The following is a 21875-nucleotide window of genomic DNA, read 5'->3' as shown; positions in this document are numbered from 1 at the left end:
GGCTCACGCCAACAAGCCCAGTCGGCGGGCCTGAAACACTGCCTCACTCCGGTTGCGGGCGGACAGCTTGCCCAGCATGCGGCGGATGTGCCATTTGACGGTATGCACTGACAGATGCACCTGTTCCGCGATCTGTTCATTTGCCATACCGGTCGCCAGGAGTTGCAGAATCGCCAGCTCACGCTCGCTCAGCAAGGTGTCAGGCGTCGGCCCGATCAAGGCTGTCTGTAGCAATGCCTGATGATATTGCCGTAACGACTCACCTCCGGCCTGCCCGATTGTGGCGCCATCCAGCCCGGCGAGTTGGTGCAACAGCGCCGGGCCTTCGTCGAGAAAGCTGCGTTGCGCCTGCATGGCGGCGCCCAAGGTCAGCGCAGCCATCAGGCTTTGGTGAGCGGCCTCATCCAATTGCAGCGCGGCCTGTGCCTGTGCCATCAGGATCAGGAGCCGCAACCTGCGCCAGCGTTGGCCGGTCCGCTGAGCATGGGCCTCGGCCAGAGCCAATTGCTCTGCCGCCAATGCCGCTTGCCCTGTCGACAACCAGTAACGTGCCCACTCGATGCCCGCGCCATTGAGCGCTGCCGTATGCGAGGGCATGACCGGCCAGTCGGCATCTGGCTTTGGTGGCTGGAATGTTGCCCAGCGCTGTGTTGCGGTGGTGATCTGCCCCTCGATCAGGTCAATGCGAATGCGCTCCCACATGGCGATATGATGGATGCGCTCGAATTGCCAGGCCTGCGCCTCGCGCTCCGCGTCGTCCAACCCGCTGAGCGCAAGGGCTGATTGGCCCAATGCCAACCGGCAGCGGCATCGCGTCAGCACCGCCAGCAGGTAAAGATCCAGCGATGGCAGGTGGCGCATGAGTGGCAGATAGTCGTCCAGCAAGGCAGCAGCCATCTCGACCCGGCCCTGCTCGTAATGCAGGCTGGCGGTCAGACCGATGGTCATGGCCTTGACGTGACCAGGCTCGAACCAATGCTGGCGCAGCTGCAGATGGGCCATCCGGTCGGCTTGCTCGAAACAGGACAGGGCTTGATCGAGCTGACCTTGGCTCGCCTCGATCAAGCCTTGGATGCTCAGCGCATAGCCCAGGCCCAAGCCGCTGCCAATTGCTTCATTGTGCCGTCGCGCCTCGGCCACACTCCGTTGAGCGTCGCCAAAACGGGCAGCCAGGGTCTGGCAATAGGCCAGCATATTGTGCAAGGCCCCTGCTGCAAAATGCTGGCTGTCGGGCACGGTAGGCACCAGCGCCTCCCCTTGGCGCAAGGCATCGTCGATATGGCCACAGACGGCCTGCAGAATCGGTTGCAGCACGGCCAGCTCCCCTTGCCGTGCCTCAGGCAGCTGATCAGCAAATGGCATCAGCCGAGCCAACCATGCAGCGGCCTGTGCCAGCTCACCGGCAAACCCGGCAGACCAGGCGGCAGACAGTAGCAAGGTAAGGGGCAGCTCACCATCCGGTGGCAGCCTGGCCAGCCACCGGTTCAAAGTGACGAATTGGGCCTGGATCACCAGCTCGCTGGCTTGGTCGGCTATTTCCCGAATGGCCGCCGTGATGTCGCCAGCCTGCAGCCATAAGGCGATGGCCTGCTGCACCTCGCCTTGCTGGGCCAGGTGGCGCGCCCCGCCTCGCAACACCGCCTGGATCTGGATCGGAGCACGGCGATGTTGCTGGTGCAGCCGTAAGCAGTCGGCAAACAGTGCGTGGTAGCGGTATTGCCGTGGAGTGGTGGTGTGCACCGAAGTGAACAGGCCCTGCTGGGCCAGCCAGTTCAACCAATATTCGCTGTCCCGCCGCCCTGTGGCGGCATCGCACAAGGCAGGCGACAATGGATCGAAACCACAGGTGTCGAGCAGGAAGTCCTGAGCAGCGGCAGGCAGGGTCGAGATCACCTCATCCACCAGATAATGCAGCAAGGTCTGCGCTTGGTGGTACCGATCCGCCAGATGCTGTTGCAACGCAAGCTCATCACTACTGGCCAACAAGCTCATCTGGATCGCCGCTGGCCAGCCACCGGTCTGGGTCAACAGCATCTGCTGGGTATCAAGCGCCAGGTCGATCCCCAGCGTCATGGCATGCTGCTGCAGCTCGACCAGGTCATACGCCAGCATCTGGCTGTCGATGGTCAAGGTTGGATGGTGCAATTGCAGTCTGGCCAGCCCCAGCGCGGGCAGCACCCGTGCGCCCAGCACCACCGTCATGGTCGGTAGCTGCTGCGCAAGCCAAAGCCGCATGGTGGCCAAGGCTTCAGGGTGGTCGAGCTGATCCAGGTCATCGATGAAGCAATAATACACACCATCCTCGGCATGCTCGACGGATGGCGCGGACAGCGCTTGCAGGTAGATGCTGAGGCGGACGGGGTCGTTGTCGGTGGTATCCACCCGCAGCCAGCGTAACCCATCGGCCTGATCAGGCCGCCGCCGCAACAGCTGCTGCCAGCATTGTTGCATCCAGATCGTCTTGCCATAGCCAGCAGGGGCGTGGATCACCACCAGCCTTGCGTTGGTCTGCTGTGCAAACCTGTCGAGCAGGCGCTGGCGCACCACCCAGCCCAGCGGGGCAGGTGGCGGTTGTAATTTGGTCGGGTTTGGGACAGGCAGTGAAGACGTACTGGGGTCGAGGATCGCCATGGCAGCAATGATCAAATGGCTCTAGGCACGATTGACATGGTGTCATAGCCTGCGCCAAATCGTGCTCCAGGGCAAGGCCGAACACCATGTAAGCCATACCGTCCCGGCCTGATCGGCAGTCATTGGGCCTGACCGGATCGTTGGCGGGCAAAGGCGGCCACGGGATGTCGATTACGCCCTGGCCAGCACCCGCCAGGCTACAGATTGGCGGGGGTCGCCATCTCGGCCACTGGCGCGGGTGTCGCCCGATCCGACGCCGCAGGATGACCAAGCTGAGCGGATTGATGGCGATCGGCTTTGATCAGATCCGCTGCCTTTTCCGCAATCATGATGGTCGGCGCATTGGTGTTGCCACCGATCAGCAAAGGCATGATCGAGGCATCCACCACCCTTAAACAGCCCACACCATGAACCCGAAGCTGGTCGTCCACCACCGCCAGCGGGTCATGCCCCATTTTGCAGGTGCCAACCGGGTGATAGATGGTTTCCGCCTGCTCGCAGATGAATTGCTCGATCTCAGCATCGCTGACGACATCCTCCCCAGGCGTCAGCTCCGGCCCACGAATGGCGTCGAATGCCGGGGCAGCCAGGATGCGCCGTGCCAGCCGTACCCCGCGCACCATATGCGCCATGTCATCGGGGTGTGACAGATAATGGGGGCGGATATCAGGCGGTGCAAAGGGATCAGCGCTGTTCAGGCGGATCTCGCCCCGGCTTTTGGGTCGCAGGTTGCATACATGCAGCGAATACCCCTCACCGCACAGAAAGCGCCAATCCAGCGAGTGTTTACGCAATTTGCCAGGGGTGAAATGCAATTGCACATCGGGCAGGGGCGCTTGCGCATCCGTGCGGGCAAAGCCACAACCCTCGGCACCATTGGTGGTATACATGCCGTCACGTTTGACCAGATAGCGATAGAGATACCAGGGGCCGCGCAACAGATTGCGCCAGGTGATGCCATAGCTGCCTGGCTGCTTGGCCTGATGCGTCACAACCACATCCAGATGATCCTGCAGATTACGCCCAACACCAGGTAGATGCACCACGGGCGCCACCCCGGCCTGCCGCAGCCATTCCGTGTCACCCACACCAGACAGCATCAGGATCTGTGGGCTTTGCACCGCCCCGGCAGACAAGATGACCTCCGCACCAGCAAGCACCTCATGCGCCTGCCCATGCCGCGTGTACGCTACCCCCACCGCCCTGCCCGACTCCAGCAGGATGCGCGTCACATGCGCATCGGTGATCACCTGCAAGTTGGGCCGCCGGCGGGCCGGTGCCAGATACGCCTTGGCTGCGCTGCAACGCCGCCCCTCGTGCTGGGTGACCTGGAACAAGCCAACGCCCTCCTGATCCGGCCCATTGAAGTCAGGGTTGAACGGCAAACCAGCCTGGATGCCAGCTTGCACATAGTGGCGCGACATATCATTGGTCGAGCGCAGATTGGACACCTTTAGCGGCCCTGCACCATGATGATAGGCGCTGTCTCCTAGCTCATTGCCCTCGGCTTTCAGAAAATAAGGCAGCACCTCCTTGAACGACCAGCCCACATTACCCAAGGCCGCCCAGGCATCGTAATCAGCCGCATGACCACGGATGTAGCACATCGCATTCGATGAGCTGCTGCCACCCAGCATGCGCCCTCTCGGCCAGAACATGCGGCGCTGGCCCAGCTGCGGCTCAGGTGCAGTGTGGAATCGCCAATTCAACACCTTGGAGCGCATCATCCACAAAATACCCAAGGGCATGTGGATCAGCGGGTGGGTGTCCGGTGGCCCGGCCTCCAACAGGCACACGCGGATCGACGGATCTTCGCTGAGGCGATTGGCCAAGACGCACCCGGCTGAGCCGGCGCCGATGATCACATAGTCGAACATGTCTCGTCCTGTTAAATTGTCTGACAATTTGATTGTTACGGAATCTTGATCGATCCGAAACTAGCCAAAAGGATGGTTTCATATGCGCTTGCACAAAATTGATGCAACGCACCATGTCACCACTTCGATCCATTCCATTTTGGCATACCGCTCGACACACCACTGTAGTTGACATAGCTGTGCCAATCTGCCCCGCGCCGCTGCCAGAATCACATGGTGCGGCACTGCAGCGGGGCCCGCGCCCAGGGTGCCTCATCCAGAACATCCATCACTCCTGACCAGCTGCTGCTTCAGCCCCTGGGCCACATCACGCGAATCAACAAACTCCTCCAACAGAAGCTCAGCTGGCACTTGGCTGATGAGTGGCATACACTGAACCGATATCCACCAATTGCTCGCGAGTGACTGAAAATGGAACTCAAAATACTGGTATGCGACGATTCATCCATGGCACGCAAGATGCTGATCAAGGCACTTCCGGAAAGCTGGGGCGGGCATATCCAGCAGGCAGGCAATGGGGTGGAAGCCTTGGCGCAATGCCGTGAAAACAAACCTGACGTGGTCTTCCTCGACCTGACCATGCCCGAGATGGATGGTTTCCAGGTCTTGGAGACACTGAAAGACGAGGGGATCGCACCTGCCATCTTCGTCGTATCCGCAGACATACAGCCCATTGCGCAAGAACGGGTGCTATCCCTGGGCGCGAAAGCCTTTGTCCGCAAACCCGTGAAGTCAGACGAGTTACAAGCCGCGCTCAAGGCACAAGGCTTGCTCTGAATCAGCGAGGATCGGCTCATGACTCATCCCCCGCTTCTCACCACCGACCAGACAGATGCCCTTCAGGAGGTGACCAATATCGCCATCGGGCAGGCGGCTACGTCGCTGGCCGCCATTCTCGACTGCTTCGTCCGCTTGTCTGTGCCACGCATCCGCGTGCTGGAGGCCAGTGACCTGTCACGTGCCATGACCGACATGATCGGCCTCGGCACGGAGATCACCGCCACTCGGCAGTCGTTTCAAGGCTCCATGCAAGGCGAGGCGCTGGTCATCTACGATCAGACCGGCTGTGCCGAGCTTGCTGCCGAGCTGATGGGCTATGAAGACGACCTGACCGATCAGGCGGAAGTCGAAATCCTGTTGGAGGTCAGCAATGTGCTGATCGGCGCCTGCCTAGGGTCGATCGCGGAGCTTTTGGGGGTGCAGCAGAGCTTCTCTCCCCCCACCATCCTGGTGACCCGGCGTCCGATCGATACGCTGTTTGCTGACATGACCTTGTGCTGGCAGCATGCATTGCTGGTCGAGGTCAGCTTTTCACTCGAAAACCGACAGTTTTCCTGTCACATTGCCTTCATGATGCCTGATGCCACCATCGAATCCATGCGCCAGGCGATTGAGAAATTCATGGAAAACTATTGATGCCAGGCCAATTGCTGGAACTGAATCCACCCATTGTCGAACACATCGAGGTCGGCATTTTCGTTGTCAATAGCGCGTTCGAAGTCCAGCTCTGGAATCAGTTCATGGTGCGGCATAGTGGAAAAACAGCGGAGGAGGTGCTGTCGCACAATCTGTTCGATTTGTTTCCCGAGCTGCCGCAGAAATGGCTGGAGAAGAAGCTCCGCAGTGTCTTTCTGCTCAAACATTTCTCTTTTGTCTCGTGGGAGCAGCGCCCCTATCTGTTCAAGTTCCCACATAACCGGCCCATCACCGGTGGGGTCGATTTCATGCAGCAAAGCTGCACCTTCATGCCGCTCAGGGGCGAACAAGGGCAGATTGAAAACATCTGTGCGCTGCTGTATGACATGACCGATGTTGCCATCTACCAACGCCAGCTGCAGCAAGCACTCCATCAGCTGGAGGAAACCAATAACCGGGATGCCCTGACAGGTGTATTCAACCGGCGTTACACCATGCAGCGCCTGCTGAATGAGGCGGAACGCGCGCAGCGCTATCATTCACCGCTATCGGTGCTGATGTTCGATCTGGATCATTTCAAACAAATCAACGATACCCTGGGGCATCTGGCAGGAGATGAAGTCCTGCGGGTGTGCAGCCGCCATGTGGTGCAATTGCTTCGCGAATCTGACATTCTGGGGCGCTTTGGGGGCGAGGAATTCCTGATCATCCTGCCGCAGACCGATCTGGATGGCGTCAAATTGCTGGGTGATCGTCTACGCCACGCGATCGAGCAACTGGATGTGTTGATCGAAGACAAGACGATCCAGATCACGGCCAGCTTTGGCGGCGCTTGCCTGATGGAGGGCATGCAGGATATCGAAGACCTGATCCAGGTTGCGGACCTGGCGCTGTATCAGTCCAAGCATGCGGGACGGAACCGCGTGACGGTGTGCTGACCACGGTGGTGCTGGCACCACCCGCCTGGCCGTGCTGGATCAAGCTCGACGAAACTAGCCCAGTGGCCGCTTCAGCAATTGCCACAACGCAGCCCGCAGATTGGGCAACTCCATCGCATCCAGCAAGTTCTTGACGGTCAACCCCAGCTCGGTATCGCCTTCAATCACCAGCCGACGGTGAAAGAACAGCGTATCCGGGTCTTCCTCTCGCTGAATCAGCGCCCAGTAGTCCGCCAGCTCGGCGGAAAAGCGGACATCCGGCTCTGCGCGGCTCAATATCGGGCGAAACCGGCCTTGCTCAAAGCGACAGGGTATGAGCACCCCCAAGTCACGGATCTCGATGGCAAAGCTGCGTCCTTCCAGGCATTGCAAATCGGGCAATACCTGGGCGCGCTGGGCGAGATTCAGCCCCAGGCTGCCGATGACGCCATGCGGCCAGGCCGGTAATTTGCGCAACAGCGTGGCCAGTAGGGGGGGAAATGTCGGAAGTGCTGTCTGCATGCTCAATCCTTTTGCAACATGCCTGCATCACCATGCCAATAGCCATTGCATGGGCCGATTGGCATGCTGGCAGTCCAGGGTGCTGGCTGGCCACGGCGCGCGGCGTCAAATGACTGGATCACGGCCTGCATGTCATGCGCCTGCGGCGAGAGGCGCAACAACGACACGCCAGTGGCAAGACATGCCGGCAGCTCTGCCAGCAGGTTATAGGTCAGGGCTGACTGGGTCTGAATGCCATTCAAGGTCAGAAACGGCTGACCATCGCGGGTCTTCAGGGTGATGCCATCCTCGTCATCCATACAACGGAACTGGCAATCATCCTTCTTCAGGTTATGGTGCCGTGCGGTGAAGCAGCGGGCAGAATAGGCTAAAGGCAGGCGGCCATAGGCGAACAGCTCGGTTTCGATGGCCGGGCGGCCCGCCTGCAGAATCTGCTTGAGCGCTGCACCAGTGATCTCAACCGGCGGCACCCAGCGAGTAGCCCCTTGTTCAGCGAAAAAGGCCAATGTGTCTGCGTTATAGATATTCAGGTGTGGGCCCGCGACAAAGGGGTACTGGGCTTGCTTCAACAAGCGTACCGCACCCAGGTCATTGGCCTCCACGCCAAATCCCCCATGCTCGATCAAACGCCGCAAGGCCCGTTGATCCGACTCCGACTCCAGCAAGACCTGGGTGGACAACACCACCTGTTTGCCCGCCGCCGCCAGATCTGCCGCCAACCCCAACCAGTCGTCTGGCCGAAGTTGGAAACGGCGTGAACAGACCACCTCGCCCAGATAGATCACTTCGACCGGCGCATCTGCCATGTCGGCGTAGAACTGTAGCACCTGATTCTTTGGCCAATAATACAAAACCGGCCCTAATGTGAGTTTCATCATCCGATCATTTCCAGGGTCTTGAATATGCGCCCAGCGTTGCCTGCTGGCCCTCTGCCACTTTGTTGAGCGCACCCGCCCAGGCAGGCTTGACCGAATAGCGTGCAGCATCACGCCCACAGGCATCCAAGGCGGCACGCAGTGTCTGGGTGACTTGCGCCACATAGGCCGGGCTACGCTGTCGGCCCTCCACCTTGATGGCGGCCACACCGATGCGCAGCAGCTCCGGCAACACAGACAATACATTCAGGCTGGTGGGCTCCTCCAGAGCATAGTAAGTCTCATCGTTGACCTCGAACCGCCCTTTGCACAAGGTCGGGTAGCCCGCGTGTTCACCCTCGCCATATTGATCGATCAGCACACCATTGAGCCGCGACTGCAAACCTGTCGGCGTCTGCATCCACCGCACCGCCTTGGCCGGTGAACAGACCCCATGCGTATTGGGCGACTCACCTGTCACATAGGAAGACAGCAGGCAGCGCCCCTCGACCATCACACACAGGCTACCGAAACCGAATACCTCGATTTGGACCGGTGTATGTTTCAACACATGTTCGACCTGACTCAAGGTCAACACCCGTGGCAATACCGCACGCACCACTCCGAATTGTTCATGACAGAAATTGATGGCCTCGTAATGCGTGGCCGAGCCCTGCACTGATAGATGCAGACGCAACTGTGGGTGGGTTTTGGCGGCATAGGCCAGCAGCCCCATGTCGGCCAGGATCACCGCATCGACACCCAGCTCGGCGGCCTGATCGACCGCTCGACGCCAACGGGCCTCTTGTCCAGCCTGCGCATAGGTATTGATCGCCAACAGCACCTTGCGTTGTCGTTGGTGGGCATAGCGGATACCCTCACGCAAGGTAGGGATATCAAAATTCAAACCAGAGAAATGTCGGGCGTTGGTTTCGTCTTTCAGGCCGCAATAGATGCAATCGGCACCATGGTCAACAGCCATCTTCAGGGCGGGCAGGCTGCCGGCAGGGCAGACCAGTTCTGGCAGGTTCACAAGCACATCCTTCAATCAATACGACTGGCTGACGCCGGGCAGGCCGTCGGCCAATCAGGATGCGGCAGCCTACCAGCGCCCCATCCTGTCGCAATTGACCAAGGTCAAGTGCAGGGTGGATTGGGGCTGTTAAGCTGATACCTGAGTCAAATGATCAGGTACTTCCCATGCCCCCCCCTACCTCCCGTTGGCAGACTTTCACCGCCGCACCACATCGGGTCATGTTCTATGCAGGCGCCACCCAGGCACTGCTGGTCATGGTGTTTTGGGCCTATGACCTGGCCGCCCGCTTCGGCGGCTGGCTGCCCAGTGTCAATTGGGCATTGCCTGCTAAGGAAATCCATGCCTTTTTGATGCTATTTGGCGTGTTCCCCTTTTTCTTCCTGGGCTTCCTGATGACCGCCGGCCCCCGCTGGTTGGGGATGCCCGGGCCAGGTCGCCCGCAATATCTGCGCGTATTCGCCGTGTGCACCAGCGGGCTGACCCTGTTCTATGTGGGCATCCTCAGCCACGCGCTGGTGGCCAAGCTGGGCATGTTGATCTGGGCTGGGGGAATGGCCGATGCCACGCTTTGGTTCGCTCGCACCATCCGACAATCGCCACAGAGAGATCGTCTCCACGCCAAAGTGATCGTTGCAGCCCTGACCATCGGCATACTGGCCTGCATTGGGCTGGCTGTTGACAGCCGCCTGCTGGCGCACGCCCTCACCCTGGCACTTTGGGGCAGCCTGCTGCCCGTCTATTTGACGGTAGCGCATCGCATGATTCCGTTCTTCACCGCCAACGCAGTACCCCTGGTCAAGCCGTGGCGACCCATGTGGCTGTTATGGGCGCTGACGGGTGGCTGTGTCCTGCATGGCTTGATCATCCTGGCCCAACTACCGACATGGAGCTGGCTGATCGATCTACCGTTGGCCGTGCTGGCGGGCTATACCAGTTATCGCTGGGGCATCCGTCACGCCCAGCGGGTCTGGATTCTGGCCATGCTGCATTGGGCCTTCCTGTGGTTTGGCATAGGCATGGCCGCCTACGCCATCTCGTCATTGATGCAACTGCTGGGCGGGATCGGGCTGGGGTTGGTGCCGCTGCACCTGATCAGCATCGGCTTCATGGGTGCGTTGCTCTTGGCCATGGCCACCCGCGTCACCCTTGGGCACTCAGGACGGCCCTTGGTAGCGGATGCACGCACTTGGCAGATTTTCTGGCTATTTCAATTGATTGTACTGACCCGCAGCCTGACAGATTGGCTGCCCTGGTCACCAGCGGTGGGATATCTGCTCGCCGCCGTGCTTTGGCTGGTATGTTTCGGCTGGTGGCATCGCCGTTATGCGTCTTTGTACCTGCATGCCCGCGCAGATGGTGTAGCAGGTTGAGTGCCAAACTTCGGATACGCTCGGGTGGAAGACAAACGTCTTTTTCGCCGGTTCACAGCCAAACCGCATCCGATTTGATCGAGGCGTTCCCTGGCCCTTGGGAAACAGGTATAATGCGGGCCTTGTTTTGACGGGTGGTCATCGGCTACCCGCCAAACTGTCGTTCTCCCTGTAGTTAAATGGATATAACGGCCCCCTCCTAAGGGGCAGTTCTGGGTTCGATTCCCGGCGGGGGGGCGTTCAGTGCAACCAAGCCGTCTGCTGTAAACCCCAAGCCACCACAATGCTATAAACTGCGGCGAGCATGTCGTCCAGCATCACGCCCAGCCCGTTGTGCGTCCGTGCATCCAGCTGCCGGATCGGAAAAGGCTTCCAGATATCAAACAGCCTGAACAGACCGAACGCCACCGCCCACCACACTGCAGTCACCGGAACAAAAGCCAATACCAGACAAAAACCGGCAATCTCATCCCACACGATGCCGCCGTGGTCCGCCACACCAACTGCCCGCCCGGCGACATCACAGATCCAGACACCCACCACGCACATCACGGCAATCACCGCCCAGACCGCCATGGGCGGCAACAAAGTGATCAATAGCGCATAGACTGGAAAAGCAGCCAAGGTGCCAAACGTGCCAGGCGCCTTGGGGCTCAAGCCACTACCGAAGCCAAAAGCCAGAAAGTGTGCCGGATGTGCCATCAAAAATCGCCAATCCGGCTTCAATAAAGGTCGAGGGTTATTCTGCAAAATGATTGAATCCTGTTCGTGAAATCGACATGGGCCTACCGTGGAGATCCAAGACCACCAGGCCTGTCGGGACAATCTGCCCGATTCGCGACAACGGCAACTGCAGTGCATCGGACAGCGCGCCAATTTGCTCACGGTGGCAACGGGGCGCGGTAAAACACAGCTCATAGTCGTCCCCGCCCGACAACATGGCCATCAGGCCGAACTCCTTGCCCAGCTCGGCGGCCAGCTCGGGGCGTCGTGCCAAGACACGGCTATCGACCTCAGCCCCCACGCCACTTCGGGCCAAAATATGTCCCAGATCAGCCAGCAAGCCATCCGACACATCGATCGCGCTGTGTGCCAACCCGCGTAGAGCCAGCCCCAGCGCTACGCGGGGCACCGGCTGCTCCAGGTGTTGTAGCGCCAGCGTCGGGTCGGGCAAAGCCAGCCGCCCTTGCAGGTGCGCCAGCCCCAAGGCGGCTTCACCCAGATACCCCGACACCCAGATATCATCCCCAACTTGTGCTGCGTCACGCCGTAACGCTTGTTCAGGTAGGACTTCACCCATGATCTGCACCGACAGGTTCAACGGGCCACGGGTCGTATCACCGCCCACCAGCCGTACCTGCCACTGATCTGCTAAGGTGAAAAAGCCTTGTGAAAAGGCATCCAGCCAGCCTGCATCCGCTGCTGGCAATGCCACGCTCAGCAATGCCCATCTGGGTTGCGCCGCCATGGCAGCCATGTCCGACAAATTGACCGCCAAGGTTTTCCAGCCGAGTCTGAATGGGTCGGTGTCAGGAAGGAAATGACGACCCGCCACCAGCATGTCTGCAGACATGGCCAAAGCCATGCCAGGCGTGGGCTGCACCAGAGCGGCATCATCCCCGATGCCTAGCATGACATCAGGTGTTGAGCGGGTGAAAAAACGCTGAATCAGTTTGAATTCGTCCATGGCCGCGAGTATAGCGGAAATGCACCGAGTGCCTTGGGTTCCGTTGGCAGGGCTTCGTAGCCTGTGATGGCCAATCGGAGGCAAAGTTCGCACGTCAATTGAAATCGTTCGCCACAAACAGCAAAGCCACCCGAAGGTGGCTTTGCCATGACAAGCCGTGCCAAGCGCTCACTGCGCCTTGAATTGGGCGCAATGCTTCTCGCGCTTGGCCTCCAGCTCGCCCCGCTTTTGAAGAAAGCGTTCCTTTTCGGTGGCGCGCAACCCGAGCTTCTCGCGTTTCGCCATCAGGCCCAATTGCTTGTCGAGATCGGCACAATAGACGCGCATCTTCTCGGTATGCTTGGCTGGGTCATACTCAGTTGGGGCCGACTCAGCCCAGGTTTGCGGTGCCACCAGCAGCATCAGCAAGGCTGGCAATAATGTTTGCTTTTTCATATTCTCAGTGCGGTTGATTCGGCCAGCGCACGATCCCATGCTGCCCGAAGCTGTTGGAATCTGGCAGACAGTCCATATGGTTGCCCTTCCACATCGATGACCGGCACTAGCCCGATCAGACTGTTTGCCACCATGACCGCATCGGCATTCGCCAGGATGTTGTCATCAATCCTGCCCATTATCACCGGTATCGACAACTGGCGGCAACAAGTCAAGCACACCTCACGACTGAGGCCAGACACGCCAGCGTGCGCCAGATCCGGCAGCCACAATGCGCCCTGATATTCAACGAACAGGCTGCACATGGTGGTTTCAAGCCAGGCCCCGGTCTGGTCGGCCATCAAGCCGTCGAATACCTGGCTGTCTTGCCACTCGCGGCGGGCCAGTACGCTATCCAGTCGATTCAGGGTCTTGGCACCCGCCAGTGCAGGCTGCACCGTCACTTGGGTCCGACAGCGGATCAGCCTGATCCCTTGCTGCAGCTGGGCATCTTGATAGGGCCAGCCTGCGGTCGCCTGTAGGATACGCGTCGGTGCACAGGCTGGATCGATCCGATAGCCGCGCGGCCCCTCACCTCGGGTCACGGTGATCTTGGCTACGCCCGTCTCGATCCCGGCTATACATTGACGCATTTCATCAGCTAACAGATCGAGCGTTGGCATGGGCAGGTGCAACGTTTGGCAATCCCGCGCCAACAGGGCCAGGTGCCATGCCCAGCCGGCAATCATACCGTCGCGGATCGGCAGTGTTCGGAACACCCCATCGCCGTAGGCCAAGCCCCGATCATTGGCTGCGACCGTTTCCAGCGGCCTGCCGTTGACCAGTATCATGCCGATACCCCGAGCGCCCGCAACAGTCCTCGGGCCTTGGCCCGCGTCTCCTGCAATTCCCGCTCGCGATCAGAGTCGGCAACAATCCCCGCCCCCGCACGGAACCGCAGCTGATGACCAGTCTGCATGAAAGTACGGATCAAGATGTTCAGATCCATGCTGCCATCACGGTTCACATAACCAAAGCTGCCGGTGTAGGCACACCTGGGGCCAGACTCCAGCTCAGCGATGATCTGCATGGTTCTGACTTTGGGGCACCCCGTGATGGTGCCGCCAGGAAACAGCGCGCGTATTGCAGCAGCAGGGGTTACGTCGGCACGCAACCGGCCTTTCACATTGGACTCGATATGATGGACATATGCATAGCTGCATACCGCCATCAATTCATCGACCTGCACGGTGCCGGGCACACATACTCTGCCCAGATCATTGCGCTCCAGGTCGATCAGCATGACATGCTCAGCGCGCTCTTTGATGCTGCCGATCAGTCGCGCTTTCAACGCCGCATCTTCAATTGGATCGGCAGATCGTGGATGCGTGCCGGCAATGGGCCGGGTGTCTGCCCAGCCATTTTGCACCCGTAGCAGGCGCTCTGGTGACGAGCTGACGATGCTATGTGTCTCGCTCAACCGCACCAAGCCCGAGAATGGGGCCGGGTTGGCAACACGTAGGGCGTGGAACAGGTCGATGGGTCGAATCGTGGCATCCAACGCCGCAGACCACTCTCGCGACAAGTTGACCTGAAAGACATCCCCTTCGCGGATGTAGCGTTTGATTTTATCCACACCCGCAACAAATTGGCCTGGGTCTTCCTCTGCCATATCGGTCAGACTGATTGCCTGTGGCTGCCAGGGTGCATCCTGGCGGCATAGAGCCACCAATTCATCAAGCAATGTCTCGGCGCCCTGCTCCACCACCACCCAGGCCTCGCTGGTGGTGCGGTTGATACAGATCGCGGCAGGCACGTCCGCCAGCATGGCATTGGGGAATGGCGTTGGCGCGCCGAGTACCGGTACAGAGGGCTCGATCGCATGCAGCATCTCATAGCCCAAGTAAACGAACCATCCGCCTTTGAAGGGCGGACGTGCAGGGTCGTGTTCCTGTGGGCTGACCAGGCTCGATCCTGCACGGCGGTCCAGCACCGAGAACACATCTCGTGGGTCGCCAGGCCAGAACAGAGTGACATCGCGCGGGCAGGCAAACAACAAATCCCAGCCCTGCGGGCCGGAAGACTGAAGCAGATAAGGAAATCGGGCGGGGGCGGCTGCATGCAGACCCATCAGGTCTGGTAGCCGATCCAACTTGAAATAATGCATGGGGATCACTGGCGTAAATGAAAAACGGGCACCCTAACCGGGTGCCCGCATTTTACGTCAGGCTCGCTTGAACACCAACGTGCCGTTGGTACCACCAAAGCCGAACGAGTTCGACAGCGCATAGTCGAGCTTCATCTGCCGTGCGGTATTCGGCACAAAATCCAGATCGCACTGGGGGTCTTGTTCATGCAGGTTGATGGTGGGCGGCACAACTTGATGGTGCAGCGCCAGTATGGAATACAGCGCTTCGATACCACCAGCGGCACCCAGCAGGTGACCGGTCATAGATTTGGTCGAGCTGACCACGAGCTTGTTGGCGTGATCACCAAAGCAACGCTTGATCGCCACAGTCTCAGCCAGATCACCCAATGGCGTGGAGGTCCCATGCGCATTGATATAATCAATCTGATCTGCATTCAACCCCGCATTACGCAATGCATTCCGCATACAGCGCGCAGCACCTTCGCCATCATCGCAAGGCGCGGTCATGTGATAAGCATCGGCACTCATGCCATAGCCTACCAGCTCGGCATAGATCTTGGCGCCCCGTCGTTTGGCATGTTCGTATTCTTCCAATACCAACACCCCAGCGCCCTCGCCCAGCACAAAACCATCACGACCAACATCCCAGGGCCGACTGGCCGCTGCGGGGTCATCATTGCGGGTTGACAAGGCGCGCGCAGAACCAAAGCCCCCCATGGTCAACGGGGTCACGGCTGATTCCGTTCCGCCGCAGACCATGATGTCTGCGTCACCATATTCAATCAGACGACCAGCATCACCGATACAGTGTGCGGCGGTCGTGCAGGCACTGACCATCGCATAATTCGGCCCCTTGAAGCCAAAATGGATGGACAGATTGCCAGAAACCATATTGATGATCGAGCTGGGGATGAAGAACGGGGACACTTTCCGTATACCGCCCTCCAGCACCGCTTTATGAGTCTCTTCGATCATCGGCAAGCCACCGATGCCAGAGCCAATGATCACGCCAATGCGCTCTGCATCCAGCCCCTCCAGACTATCCAACCCAGCGTCACGCACAGCCTGGATACCGGCTGCCATGCCATAGTGGATGAAGATATCCATCCGACGCGCATCTTTGGGTGAGAGATATTCTGCAATATCGAACCCCTTCACTTCTCCCGCAATCTGGGAATTGCAACCAGATGCATCAAAGCGTGTGATTCGGGCGATGCCGGACTGCCCGGCGACAATATTGGCCCAGCCTCGCTCGACATCATTGCCCACTGGGGACAAATGACCAAGGCCGGTGACAACTACTCTGCGTTTAGACAAGGTAGCTCCACATACGTGATAAAGAAGGGTGCAACAAATCGTTGCCGCCGGCGCGCAAGCCTTGTGGGCAAGCCGCGGCCGGCATGAAACCTGAGCAGGTTAGCTTTTCGAAGCGTGGCCGTTGATGTAATCGATGGCTTGTTGAACCGTCGTGATCTTCTCAGCTTCTTCGTCTGGGATCTCCAGGTCAAACTCTTCTTCCAGCGCCATGACGAGTTCCACTGTGTCCAGCGAATCAGCGCCCAGATCGTCAACAAACGAAGATTCGTTCTTGACTTCAGCTTCATTTACACCGAGTTGCTCAGCTACGATCTTTTTGACACGCTGTTCGATGTTTTCCATTTAACTAACCCATACCTTTCAAGAGGATTAATAAAAGCCCGGGCATTGTACCAAAATTCGCAAACCCGGGCGCAAGCCTTGAGGCGAAAGGATTTTCGCCAATCAATTCATGTACATGCCGCCATTTACATGCAGCGTGGTGCCCGTAATATAGCCAGCCTTGTCAGAGGCCAGGAAGGAAACGGCATCCGCGATATCCTGCGCCGCACCCAAGCGCCCAAGCGCAATCTGCTTGATCAGCTCCGCTTTGGCATCCTCCGGCAGCCCTCGTGTCATGTCGGTATCGATGAAGCCCGGCGCAATGCAATTCACCGTGATGCTACGGCTACCGACCTCTCGTGCCAGTGACTTGGTAAAACCCATGATGCCGGCTTTGGCTGCTGCATAGTTGGCCTGACCAGGGTTCCCAATACTACCGACAACCGACGCGATGCTGATGATACGCCCCCAACGAGCCTTCATCATGCTACGCATGACGGCCTTGGAAAGGCGGAATACTGACTTCAGATTGGTTGAAATGACGTCGTCCCAGTCCTCGTCCTTCATCCGCATCAACAGCTGATCACGGGTGATGCCTGCATTATTGACGAGAATGGCGATGTCACCGAACTGTTTTTGAATATGCTCCAGCACGGCATCGATCTGGGCCGCGTCCTTGACATCCAGCGCCAAGCCACAACCCTTCGCGCCGACGTCGGCCAGATAAGCCGAAATGGCAGCGGCACCCGACTCAGTGGTCGCTGTTCCAATCACCACCGCACCTTGTCTTGCCAACTCCAATGCGATGGCCTGACCAATACCACGACTTGCGCCGGTCACCAGCGCGACTTTGCCTTCAAACATAGCTCACCTTGAGTGTCAGAAAGGATTGTGATGGGATCAGGCAATCAGCAATGACTGCACAGACGCAGTATCAACCAGCGCAATACCTTTGGCGTTGGGATCGATCCGTTTATTCAGCCCTGTCAGCACTTTGCCCGGACCACATTCAACCACTCGCGTGACACCTTGTGCCACCATGTATTGAATGGTCTCCACCCAGCGGACGGGACTATAAAGCTGACGGGTCAGCGCTTCCTTAATCTTATCCGTCGATTCGTGGCTGGCCACATCCACATTGTGAATGACTGGAATGGTCGGCGCACTGATCGCGATACCAGACAATTCCACAGCCAGCCGCTCAGCAGCAGGTTTCATCAAAGCACAATGGGAAGGCACGCTGACAGGTAGTAACATGGTGCGCTTCGCACCTCTTTCCTGGCAAGCCGCCATGCCGCGCTCGACCGCAGCTTTGTCCCCGGCAATGACCACCTGCCCTGGGGAGTTGAAATTGACTGCTTCCAACACCTGCCCTTGCGCAGCGGCTACACAAGCCTCCACGATCAGCGCATCATCCAGCCCCAGTACGGCGGCCATCGCGCCTTCACCTTCCGTGACAGCCTCCTGCATTGCCTGCGCACGGAACCTGACCAATCTGAGTGCATCTGCGTAGCCCAATGCACCCGCCACAACCAGCGCTGTATATTCACCGAGGCTGTGCCCAGCCAGCCACTGGGGGGCCTGACCACCGATGGACAACCATGCACGATAGGTTGCAACGCCTGCCGCCAGCATGGCGGGTTGCGTATTGATGGTGAGATTCAGGGATTCCTGTGGGCCAGCTTCTATCAGGGCCCATAGATCGAAGCCCAATACCGCGTTGGCCTCATCGATTGTTTCTTTGACGACGGGCAAATCCGCGAAACCGTTCAGCATGCCGACGGATTGCGAACCCTGCCCGGGAAATACAAAAGCGGTGCTCACTGAGCGCCTCCCATCATTTTTACAACAGTATTCTTTGGTGACTGTTTTTATAGTTATCACATAACGCCGGGGATCCGGCATTTACCAACGGACCAGCGCTGAGCCCCAGGCAAATCCACCTCCGATGCCCTCAAGCAGCAGTAAATCACCCTGCTTGACCCGACCATCCCGCACCGCTGTATCCAAGGCCAGCGGAATGGAGGCCGCCGAGGTATTGCCATGCTGCGGCAATGTCACCACCACCTTGCTCATCGGTAGATCCAGACGTTTGGCTGTGGATTCGATGATGCGCAGGTTGGCTTGGTGTGGAATCATCCAATCCACCTCGGCCTTGCTGATCCGCTGCGCGGCGAGAATGGACTCTGCTGCGTCGCCCAGCGCTTTGACGGCGAATTTAAACACCGCAGGTCCGTCCATTTCCAGATAGGGCTTACCCTTAACTGCACCTGCTGCGATACTGCCAGGCACTTTCAGTATGTCGGTATAACGACCATCCGCATGTAATTCCGTAGCAATCACACCTGGCAAGGCATCGCGCCTCAACACAGCCGCACCGGCACCATCCCCGAACAGCACACAAGTTGTCCGATCAGTCCAGTCCAGAATGCGTGAAAAGATTTCTGCCCCAACGATCAATGCGCACTTGCTCGACCCCGCGCGAATGAAATTGTCGGCAGTCGCAAGCGCATACAGGAAACCACTACAGACTGCTTGCACATCAAAAGCAGCACAACCAGGGATACCTAGTTTCTGCTGCAAGATACAAGCCGTGCTGGGGAAAATGACATCCGGCGTGGTCGTGGCCACAACGATCAAATCGATGTCCGATGCCTGGACACCAGCGGCCTGAATGGCGCGCTGACTTGCCACCAACGCCAGATCACTGGTCATCTCCCCCTCTGCCGCCATCCGGCGCTCACGAATGCCGGTGCGTTCCGTAATCCAGACATCGCTAGTATCAACCAGCTTGCTCAAATCATCGTTGGTAAGAATTTTCTCGGGAAGATAACTGCCGGTGCCGATGATTCGAGCGTGCATGGTCTAATCTGCTGCCTCTGGTGGGTGGGAAGGAATCTGTTCGGCGATTTTTTCTGCGATGCGGTGCAGAACCTTATTCCTGACCTCTTCCACGGCTTGGCCCAGTGCGTAGCGGAAAGCAAACTCATCAGCCCCGCCATGGCTCTTGACAACCACGCCGCGCAAGCCGAGCAGGCTGGCGCCGTTATAGCGACGAGAATCTACGCGATCTTTGAAAGATTGCAATACAGGGAAAGCGATAACCCCCGCCAACTTACTGTAAACATTACGCTTAAACTCCTCGCTCAAAAAAGTACCGACCATCTTGGCCAGACCTTCCGACGTTTTCAGCGCGACGTTCCCGGTAAATCCATCGCAAACCACGACATCTGTCGTACCCAGATAGATATCATTGCCTTCGACGTTGCCTGCGTAATTCAGACCACTCTTTCTCAGTAACTCACCAGCCTGTTTGACAACTTCGTTGCCCTTGATCTCCTCGGAGCCGATATTCAGCAATCCAACCGTCGGATTGGATTTGTGGTGCACTGCCGAGACCAACATGGCGCCCATGATGCCAAACTGTAGCAACTGCTCTGGCGAACAATCTACGTTCGCACCCAGATCAAGCATGCAGACACTGCCACGCATGGATGGCATGAGCTTGGCGATGGCGGGCCGCTCAATTCCCGGCAGGGTTTTCAGCACGAAACGCGAAATGGCCATCAGCGCGCCCGTGTTCCCCGCGCTCACGCAGGCATGGGCCTCGCCAGTTTTGATCAGATTGGCTGCAACTCGCATTGATGAGTCTTTTTTGCTCTTCAATGCCAAAGCGGGGGATTCGTCCATGGCGACGACCTCGCTGGCATGATGAATGCGCAGACGAGGCCCAATCGTCGCTCGATGTGCCTTGAGCTCTACCTCAAGTGCATCTTGCAGACCAACCAGGATGATATTGACTTCAGGATTTTCGCTCAGAAATTTGAGCGCAGCGGGGACGGTGACATGTGGGCCATGATCACCGCCCATCGCATCAATTGCGACTGTGATATCCATCTTTTGATGACCGCGTGGCGGCCGGAAGTGGAAGCGGTAGACAGTGCTGCGAGGGCCAAAGCCCTAAATCATTCACCCTTGGTGCGGATGACTTTTTTGCCACGGTAGAAACCGTTGGGGCTGATGTGGTGGCGCAGGTGAACCTCGCCAGTCACTGGCTCGACAGCCAGACCAGGAGCGGTCAGAAAGTCATGAGCACGGTGCATACCACGCTTGGAAGGGGATTTTTTGTTCTGTTGAACTGCCATTTCATCAACTCCTAGAAAGTAAACCGAAATCGTTATTTCGGTTGTTTCAACTGTTTCAATACGGCAAACGGATTTGGCTTATCCGAGCGCGCGTTGTTATCGCCAGCAGCTCGACATACGTCATGCCTTGGCGCAAGCGGCAAGCTCAGCAGCACCTCGTCTTCAACCAGCGCTACGACGTCAAGACGCTTGCTCGCCACAATTCCTTCAATATCCGGCTCATCTTCCGAAGCATCTTCGATCGCCTGCTCGTCCTGAAAGAGCGTCAACGATGATTCTGTATCGATCGAGACATTCATGGGCTCAAGACAACGCTGACACATTTGCTTGACATGGCCGGCTGTCGTCAACGCGAGCGTGCCACGCTTGCGTAGGTCAACCCCGCCCGTCAGCTCGAAAGTGATCGAACCCTCGGTCGAAACCAGCTGATCGTGCAATCTTGCCAGATCAGCAACTGCCACTTTGCCGGTCAGATGCTGACCGTCACGGGCAAATTGTTCGCTATCAATGAAGATGGAGTCGGACATAAACGGTGCATGTTATACTGAAATGGAAACCCTGTCAAAAATGCGCTGCACATGTATGTGTTGCCGCGCAACCTTACCTCAAATATCGCTTTTTCCGAACATGAATCGCCCAAACCTTATCCTTGCTTCGACATCCCGTTATCGGCAGGCACTCTTGGAGCGGCTGTCCATTCCATTCACAGTGGCCTCTCCTATCAATGTAGACGAAACACCGCTGCCTGATGAGTCGCCCACACACACTGCGTTGCGTCTGGCCGAATGGAAGGCCAGATCGCTTAGCCAGCAGTATCCACAGGCATTGATCATCGGCTCGGATCAGGTAGCCACGCTGGATGGCGAACAGATTGGCAAGCCGCATACGCATGAGCGGGCCGTGGCACAGCTACAGAAAATGCGGGGGCGAACCGTTGAGTTCCATTCTGCGCTTTGCCTGCTGGACACCCGGACTGGCCACTTGCAGATCGCTGATGTGGTGACGCAGGTGCGATTCCGTCAGCTCAGTGATGAGTTGATCGAAGCCTATCTGCGTAAAGAGCAACCTTATGATTGCGCGGGCAGCGCCAAATCAGAAGGCTTGGGCATCATTGTCATCGAGGCCATTTCCGGTGACGACCCCAATGCTTTGATCGGCCTGCCATTGATTCGCCTGATTGACATGCTCAATCAGGTCCACTACCCGATTCTGTGATGAT

The 21875-nt window shown here is 58.2% G+C and carries 23 protein-coding genes and 1 tRNA gene; 6 read left to right on the top strand and 18 right to left on the bottom strand.

Features of this window, described 5'->3' with window-relative positions:
• Positions 1-3: 3 nt before the first annotated feature.
• Positions 4-2631, bottom strand: coding sequence for a winged helix-turn-helix domain-containing protein (locus tag HNQ59_RS04545; protein WP_184035800.1), 2628 nt, complete (start codon positions 2629-2631; stop codon positions 4-6).
• A gap of 197 nt (positions 2632-2828) precedes the next feature.
• Positions 2829-4508, bottom strand: coding sequence for a GMC family oxidoreductase (locus tag HNQ59_RS04540; RefSeq protein WP_184035798.1), 1680 nt, complete (start codon positions 4506-4508; stop codon positions 2829-2831).
• A gap of 411 nt (positions 4509-4919) precedes the next feature.
• Here HNQ59_RS04540 and HNQ59_RS04535 point away from each other — a divergent pair, with 411 nt between their 5' ends.
• From HNQ59_RS04535 to HNQ59_RS04525, 3 genes are read left to right on the top strand one after another with little or no spacing between them, the layout of a single operon-like run.
• A complete protein-coding gene (locus tag HNQ59_RS04535; protein ID WP_184035796.1) occupies positions 4920-5285 on the top strand; it encodes a response regulator in 366 nt (121 codons plus the stop codon).
• Between the two features lie 18 nt (positions 5286-5303).
• Positions 5304-5924 carry a chemotaxis protein CheC gene (locus HNQ59_RS04530; protein ID WP_184035794.1) on the top strand — a complete coding sequence of 207 codons (621 nt, stop codon included), beginning with the start codon at positions 5304-5306 and terminating at the stop codon, positions 5922-5924.
• Positions 5924-6862 (top strand): sensor domain-containing diguanylate cyclase, encoded by a 939-nt coding sequence (locus HNQ59_RS04525; protein WP_184035792.1) that lies wholly within the window; start codon positions 5924-5926, stop codon positions 6860-6862. The genes HNQ59_RS04530 and HNQ59_RS04525 overlap by 1 nt, the downstream gene beginning before the upstream one ends.
• A 54-nt stretch (positions 6863-6916) precedes the next feature.
• On the opposite strand, the gene ubiT is transcribed toward HNQ59_RS04525, so the two are convergent.
• From ubiT to ubiU, 3 genes are read right to left on the bottom strand one after another with little or no spacing between them, the layout of a single operon-like run.
• Positions 6917-7363, bottom strand: a complete 447-nt coding sequence (gene ubiT / locus HNQ59_RS04520) for a ubiquinone anaerobic biosynthesis accessory factor UbiT (protein ID WP_184035790.1) — start codon at positions 7361-7363, stop codon at positions 6917-6919.
• Between the two features lie 2 nt (positions 7364-7365).
• Positions 7366-8238 carry a U32 family peptidase gene (locus HNQ59_RS04515; RefSeq protein ID WP_184035979.1) on the bottom strand — a complete coding sequence of 291 codons (873 nt, stop codon included), beginning with the start codon at positions 8236-8238 and terminating at the stop codon, positions 7366-7368.
• A 7-nt stretch (positions 8239-8245) separates the two neighbouring features.
• A complete protein-coding gene (gene ubiU, locus HNQ59_RS04510) occupies positions 8246-9250 on the bottom strand; it encodes a ubiquinone anaerobic biosynthesis protein UbiU (RefSeq protein ID WP_343074203.1) in 1005 nt (334 codons plus the stop codon).
• 167 nt (positions 9251-9417) lie between these two features.
• Between ubiU and HNQ59_RS04505 the strand changes: the two genes are divergently transcribed.
• Entirely contained in the window at positions 9418-10623 is a 1206-nt protein-coding gene (locus HNQ59_RS04505) for an NnrS family protein (RefSeq protein ID WP_184035788.1), read from the top strand.
• 165 nt (positions 10624-10788) lie between these two features.
• Positions 10789-10860: transfer RNA gene (locus tag HNQ59_RS04500), tRNA-Arg, on the top strand.
• Positions 10861-10863: 3 nt separating this feature from the next.
• Here the strand turns inward: HNQ59_RS04500 and HNQ59_RS04495 are convergent.
• The 13 genes from HNQ59_RS04495 to HNQ59_RS04435 all read right to left on the bottom strand — a co-directional run bounded on the left by HNQ59_RS04495 (position 10864) and on the right by HNQ59_RS04435 (position 21183).
• A complete protein-coding gene (locus tag HNQ59_RS04495; protein WP_184035786.1) occupies positions 10864-11325 on the bottom strand; it encodes a phosphatidylglycerophosphatase A family protein in 462 nt (153 codons plus the stop codon).
• 37 nt (positions 11326-11362) lie between these two features.
• Positions 11363-12310 (bottom strand): thiamine-phosphate kinase, encoded by a 948-nt coding sequence (gene thiL / locus HNQ59_RS04490; protein ID WP_184035784.1) that lies wholly within the window; start codon positions 12308-12310, stop codon positions 11363-11365.
• 168 nt (positions 12311-12478) lie between these two features.
• Positions 12479-12745, bottom strand: a complete 267-nt coding sequence (locus HNQ59_RS04485) for a hypothetical protein (RefSeq protein ID WP_184035782.1) — start codon at positions 12743-12745, stop codon at positions 12479-12481.
• On the bottom strand, positions 12742-13575 hold the full coding sequence (gene pabC / locus HNQ59_RS04480; protein WP_184035780.1) for an aminodeoxychorismate lyase: 834 nt from the start codon (positions 13573-13575) through the stop codon (positions 12742-12744). The genes HNQ59_RS04485 and pabC overlap by 4 nt, the downstream gene beginning before the upstream one ends.
• Positions 13572-14891 carry an aminodeoxychorismate synthase component I gene (locus HNQ59_RS04475; RefSeq protein WP_184035778.1) on the bottom strand — a complete coding sequence of 440 codons (1320 nt, stop codon included), beginning with the start codon at positions 14889-14891 and terminating at the stop codon, positions 13572-13574. The genes pabC and HNQ59_RS04475 overlap by 4 nt, the downstream gene beginning before the upstream one ends.
• Positions 14892-14948: 57 nt before the next feature.
• The gene (fabF, locus tag HNQ59_RS04470; RefSeq protein WP_184035776.1) at positions 14949-16190 is read right to left on the bottom strand and encodes a beta-ketoacyl-ACP synthase II; all 1242 of its coding nucleotides are present in this window, start codon (positions 16188-16190) and stop codon (positions 14949-14951) included.
• Between the two features lie 99 nt (positions 16191-16289).
• Positions 16290-16532 (bottom strand): acyl carrier protein, encoded by a 243-nt coding sequence (gene acpP, locus HNQ59_RS04465; RefSeq protein ID WP_184035775.1) that lies wholly within the window; start codon positions 16530-16532, stop codon positions 16290-16292.
• A gap of 102 nt (positions 16533-16634) precedes the next feature.
• Positions 16635-17375, bottom strand: coding sequence for a 3-oxoacyl-ACP reductase FabG (gene fabG / locus HNQ59_RS04460; RefSeq protein ID WP_184035772.1), 741 nt, complete (start codon positions 17373-17375; stop codon positions 16635-16637).
• 36 nt (positions 17376-17411) lie between these two features.
• The gene (gene fabD, locus HNQ59_RS04455; protein ID WP_343074202.1) at positions 17412-18335 is read right to left on the bottom strand and encodes an ACP S-malonyltransferase; all 924 of its coding nucleotides are present in this window, start codon (positions 18333-18335) and stop codon (positions 17412-17414) included.
• A gap of 81 nt (positions 18336-18416) precedes the next feature.
• Complete coding sequence (locus HNQ59_RS04450) at positions 18417-19373, bottom strand: beta-ketoacyl-ACP synthase III (protein ID WP_184035768.1); 957 nt, start codon at positions 19371-19373, stop codon at positions 18417-18419.
• A 3-nt stretch (positions 19374-19376) separates the two neighbouring features.
• Entirely contained in the window at positions 19377-20408 is a 1032-nt protein-coding gene (plsX, locus tag HNQ59_RS04445) for a phosphate acyltransferase PlsX (RefSeq protein ID WP_184035766.1), read from the bottom strand.
• A gap of 68 nt (positions 20409-20476) precedes the next feature.
• Positions 20477-20656: a 50S ribosomal protein L32 gene (gene rpmF / locus HNQ59_RS04440; protein WP_137938012.1), complete on the bottom strand. Its 180-nt coding sequence runs from the start codon at positions 20654-20656 to the stop codon at positions 20477-20479.
• A 32-nt stretch (positions 20657-20688) separates the two neighbouring features.
• Positions 20689-21183, bottom strand: a complete 495-nt coding sequence (locus HNQ59_RS04435; RefSeq protein WP_184035764.1) for a YceD family protein — start codon at positions 21181-21183, stop codon at positions 20689-20691.
• A 100-nt stretch (positions 21184-21283) separates the two neighbouring features.
• Here HNQ59_RS04435 and HNQ59_RS04430 point away from each other — a divergent pair, with 100 nt between their 5' ends.
• Complete coding sequence (locus HNQ59_RS04430; RefSeq protein ID WP_184035762.1) at positions 21284-21871, top strand: Maf-like protein; 588 nt, start codon at positions 21284-21286, stop codon at positions 21869-21871.
• The last annotated feature ends 4 nt before the right edge of the window (positions 21872-21875 follow it).

It is taken from the genome of Chitinivorax tropicus, from assembly GCF_014202905.1.
GTDB classification, from domain to species: Bacteria; Pseudomonadota; Gammaproteobacteria; order Burkholderiales; family SCOH01; genus Chitinivorax; species Chitinivorax tropicus.
Note: the sequence above shows the minus strand (reverse complement) of the source record. Positions and strands in the feature narration are given on the sequence as shown.

Bases quoted from the DNA above. Each gene is read 5' to 3' on its own strand.
- rpmF (WP_137938012.1), bottom strand. From the start codon at position 20,656: ATGGCAGTTCAACAGAACAAAAAATCCCCTTCCAAGCGTGGTATGCAC.
- HNQ59_RS04450 (WP_184035768.1), bottom strand. From the start codon at position 19,373: ATGCACGCTCGAATCATCGGCACCGGCAGTTATCTTCCCGAGAAAATT.
- HNQ59_RS04545 (WP_184035800.1), bottom strand. From the start codon at position 2,631: ATGGCGATCCTCGACCCCAGTACGTCTTCACTGCCTGTCCCAAACCCG.
- thiL (WP_184035784.1), bottom strand. From the start codon at position 12,310: ATGGACGAATTCAAACTGATTCAGCGTTTTTTCACCCGCTCAACACCT.
- HNQ59_RS04540 (WP_184035798.1), bottom strand. From the start codon at position 4,508: ATGTTCGACTATGTGATCATCGGCGCCGGCTCAGCCGGGTGCGTCTTG.
- HNQ59_RS04485 (WP_184035782.1), bottom strand. From the start codon at position 12,745: ATGAAAAAGCAAACATTATTGCCAGCCTTGCTGATGCTGCTGGTGGCA.
- HNQ59_RS04475 (WP_184035778.1), bottom strand. From the start codon at position 14,891: ATGCATTATTTCAAGTTGGATCGGCTACCAGACCTGATGGGTCTGCAT.
- HNQ59_RS04495 (WP_184035786.1), bottom strand. From the start codon at position 11,325: ATGGCACATCCGGCACACTTTCTGGCTTTTGGCTTCGGTAGTGGCTTG.
- HNQ59_RS04430 (WP_184035762.1), top strand. From the start codon at position 21,284: ATGAATCGCCCAAACCTTATCCTTGCTTCGACATCCCGTTATCGGCAG.
- pabC (WP_184035780.1), bottom strand. From the start codon at position 13,575: ATGATACTGGTCAACGGCAGGCCGCTGGAAACGGTCGCAGCCAATGAT.
- HNQ59_RS04435 (WP_184035764.1), bottom strand. From the start codon at position 21,183: ATGTCCGACTCCATCTTCATTGATAGCGAACAATTTGCCCGTGACGGT.
- fabG (WP_184035772.1), bottom strand. From the start codon at position 17,375: ATGTTTGAAGGCAAAGTCGCGCTGGTGACCGGCGCAAGTCGTGGTATT.
- acpP (WP_184035775.1), bottom strand. From the start codon at position 16,532: ATGGAAAACATCGAACAGCGTGTCAAAAAGATCGTAGCTGAGCAACTC.
- HNQ59_RS04530 (WP_184035794.1), top strand. From the start codon at position 5,304: ATGACTCATCCCCCGCTTCTCACCACCGACCAGACAGATGCCCTTCAG.
- HNQ59_RS04505 (WP_184035788.1), top strand. From the start codon at position 9,418: ATGCCCCCCCCTACCTCCCGTTGGCAGACTTTCACCGCCGCACCACAT.
- plsX (WP_184035766.1), bottom strand. From the start codon at position 20,408: ATGGATATCACAGTCGCAATTGATGCGATGGGCGGTGATCATGGCCCA.
- HNQ59_RS04535 (WP_184035796.1), top strand. From the start codon at position 4,920: ATGGAACTCAAAATACTGGTATGCGACGATTCATCCATGGCACGCAAG.
- ubiT (WP_184035790.1), bottom strand. From the start codon at position 7,363: ATGCAGACAGCACTTCCGACATTTCCCCCCCTACTGGCCACGCTGTTG.
- HNQ59_RS04525 (WP_184035792.1), top strand. From the start codon at position 5,924: ATGCCAGGCCAATTGCTGGAACTGAATCCACCCATTGTCGAACACATC.
- HNQ59_RS04515 (WP_184035979.1), bottom strand. From the start codon at position 8,238: ATGAAACTCACATTAGGGCCGGTTTTGTATTATTGGCCAAAGAATCAG.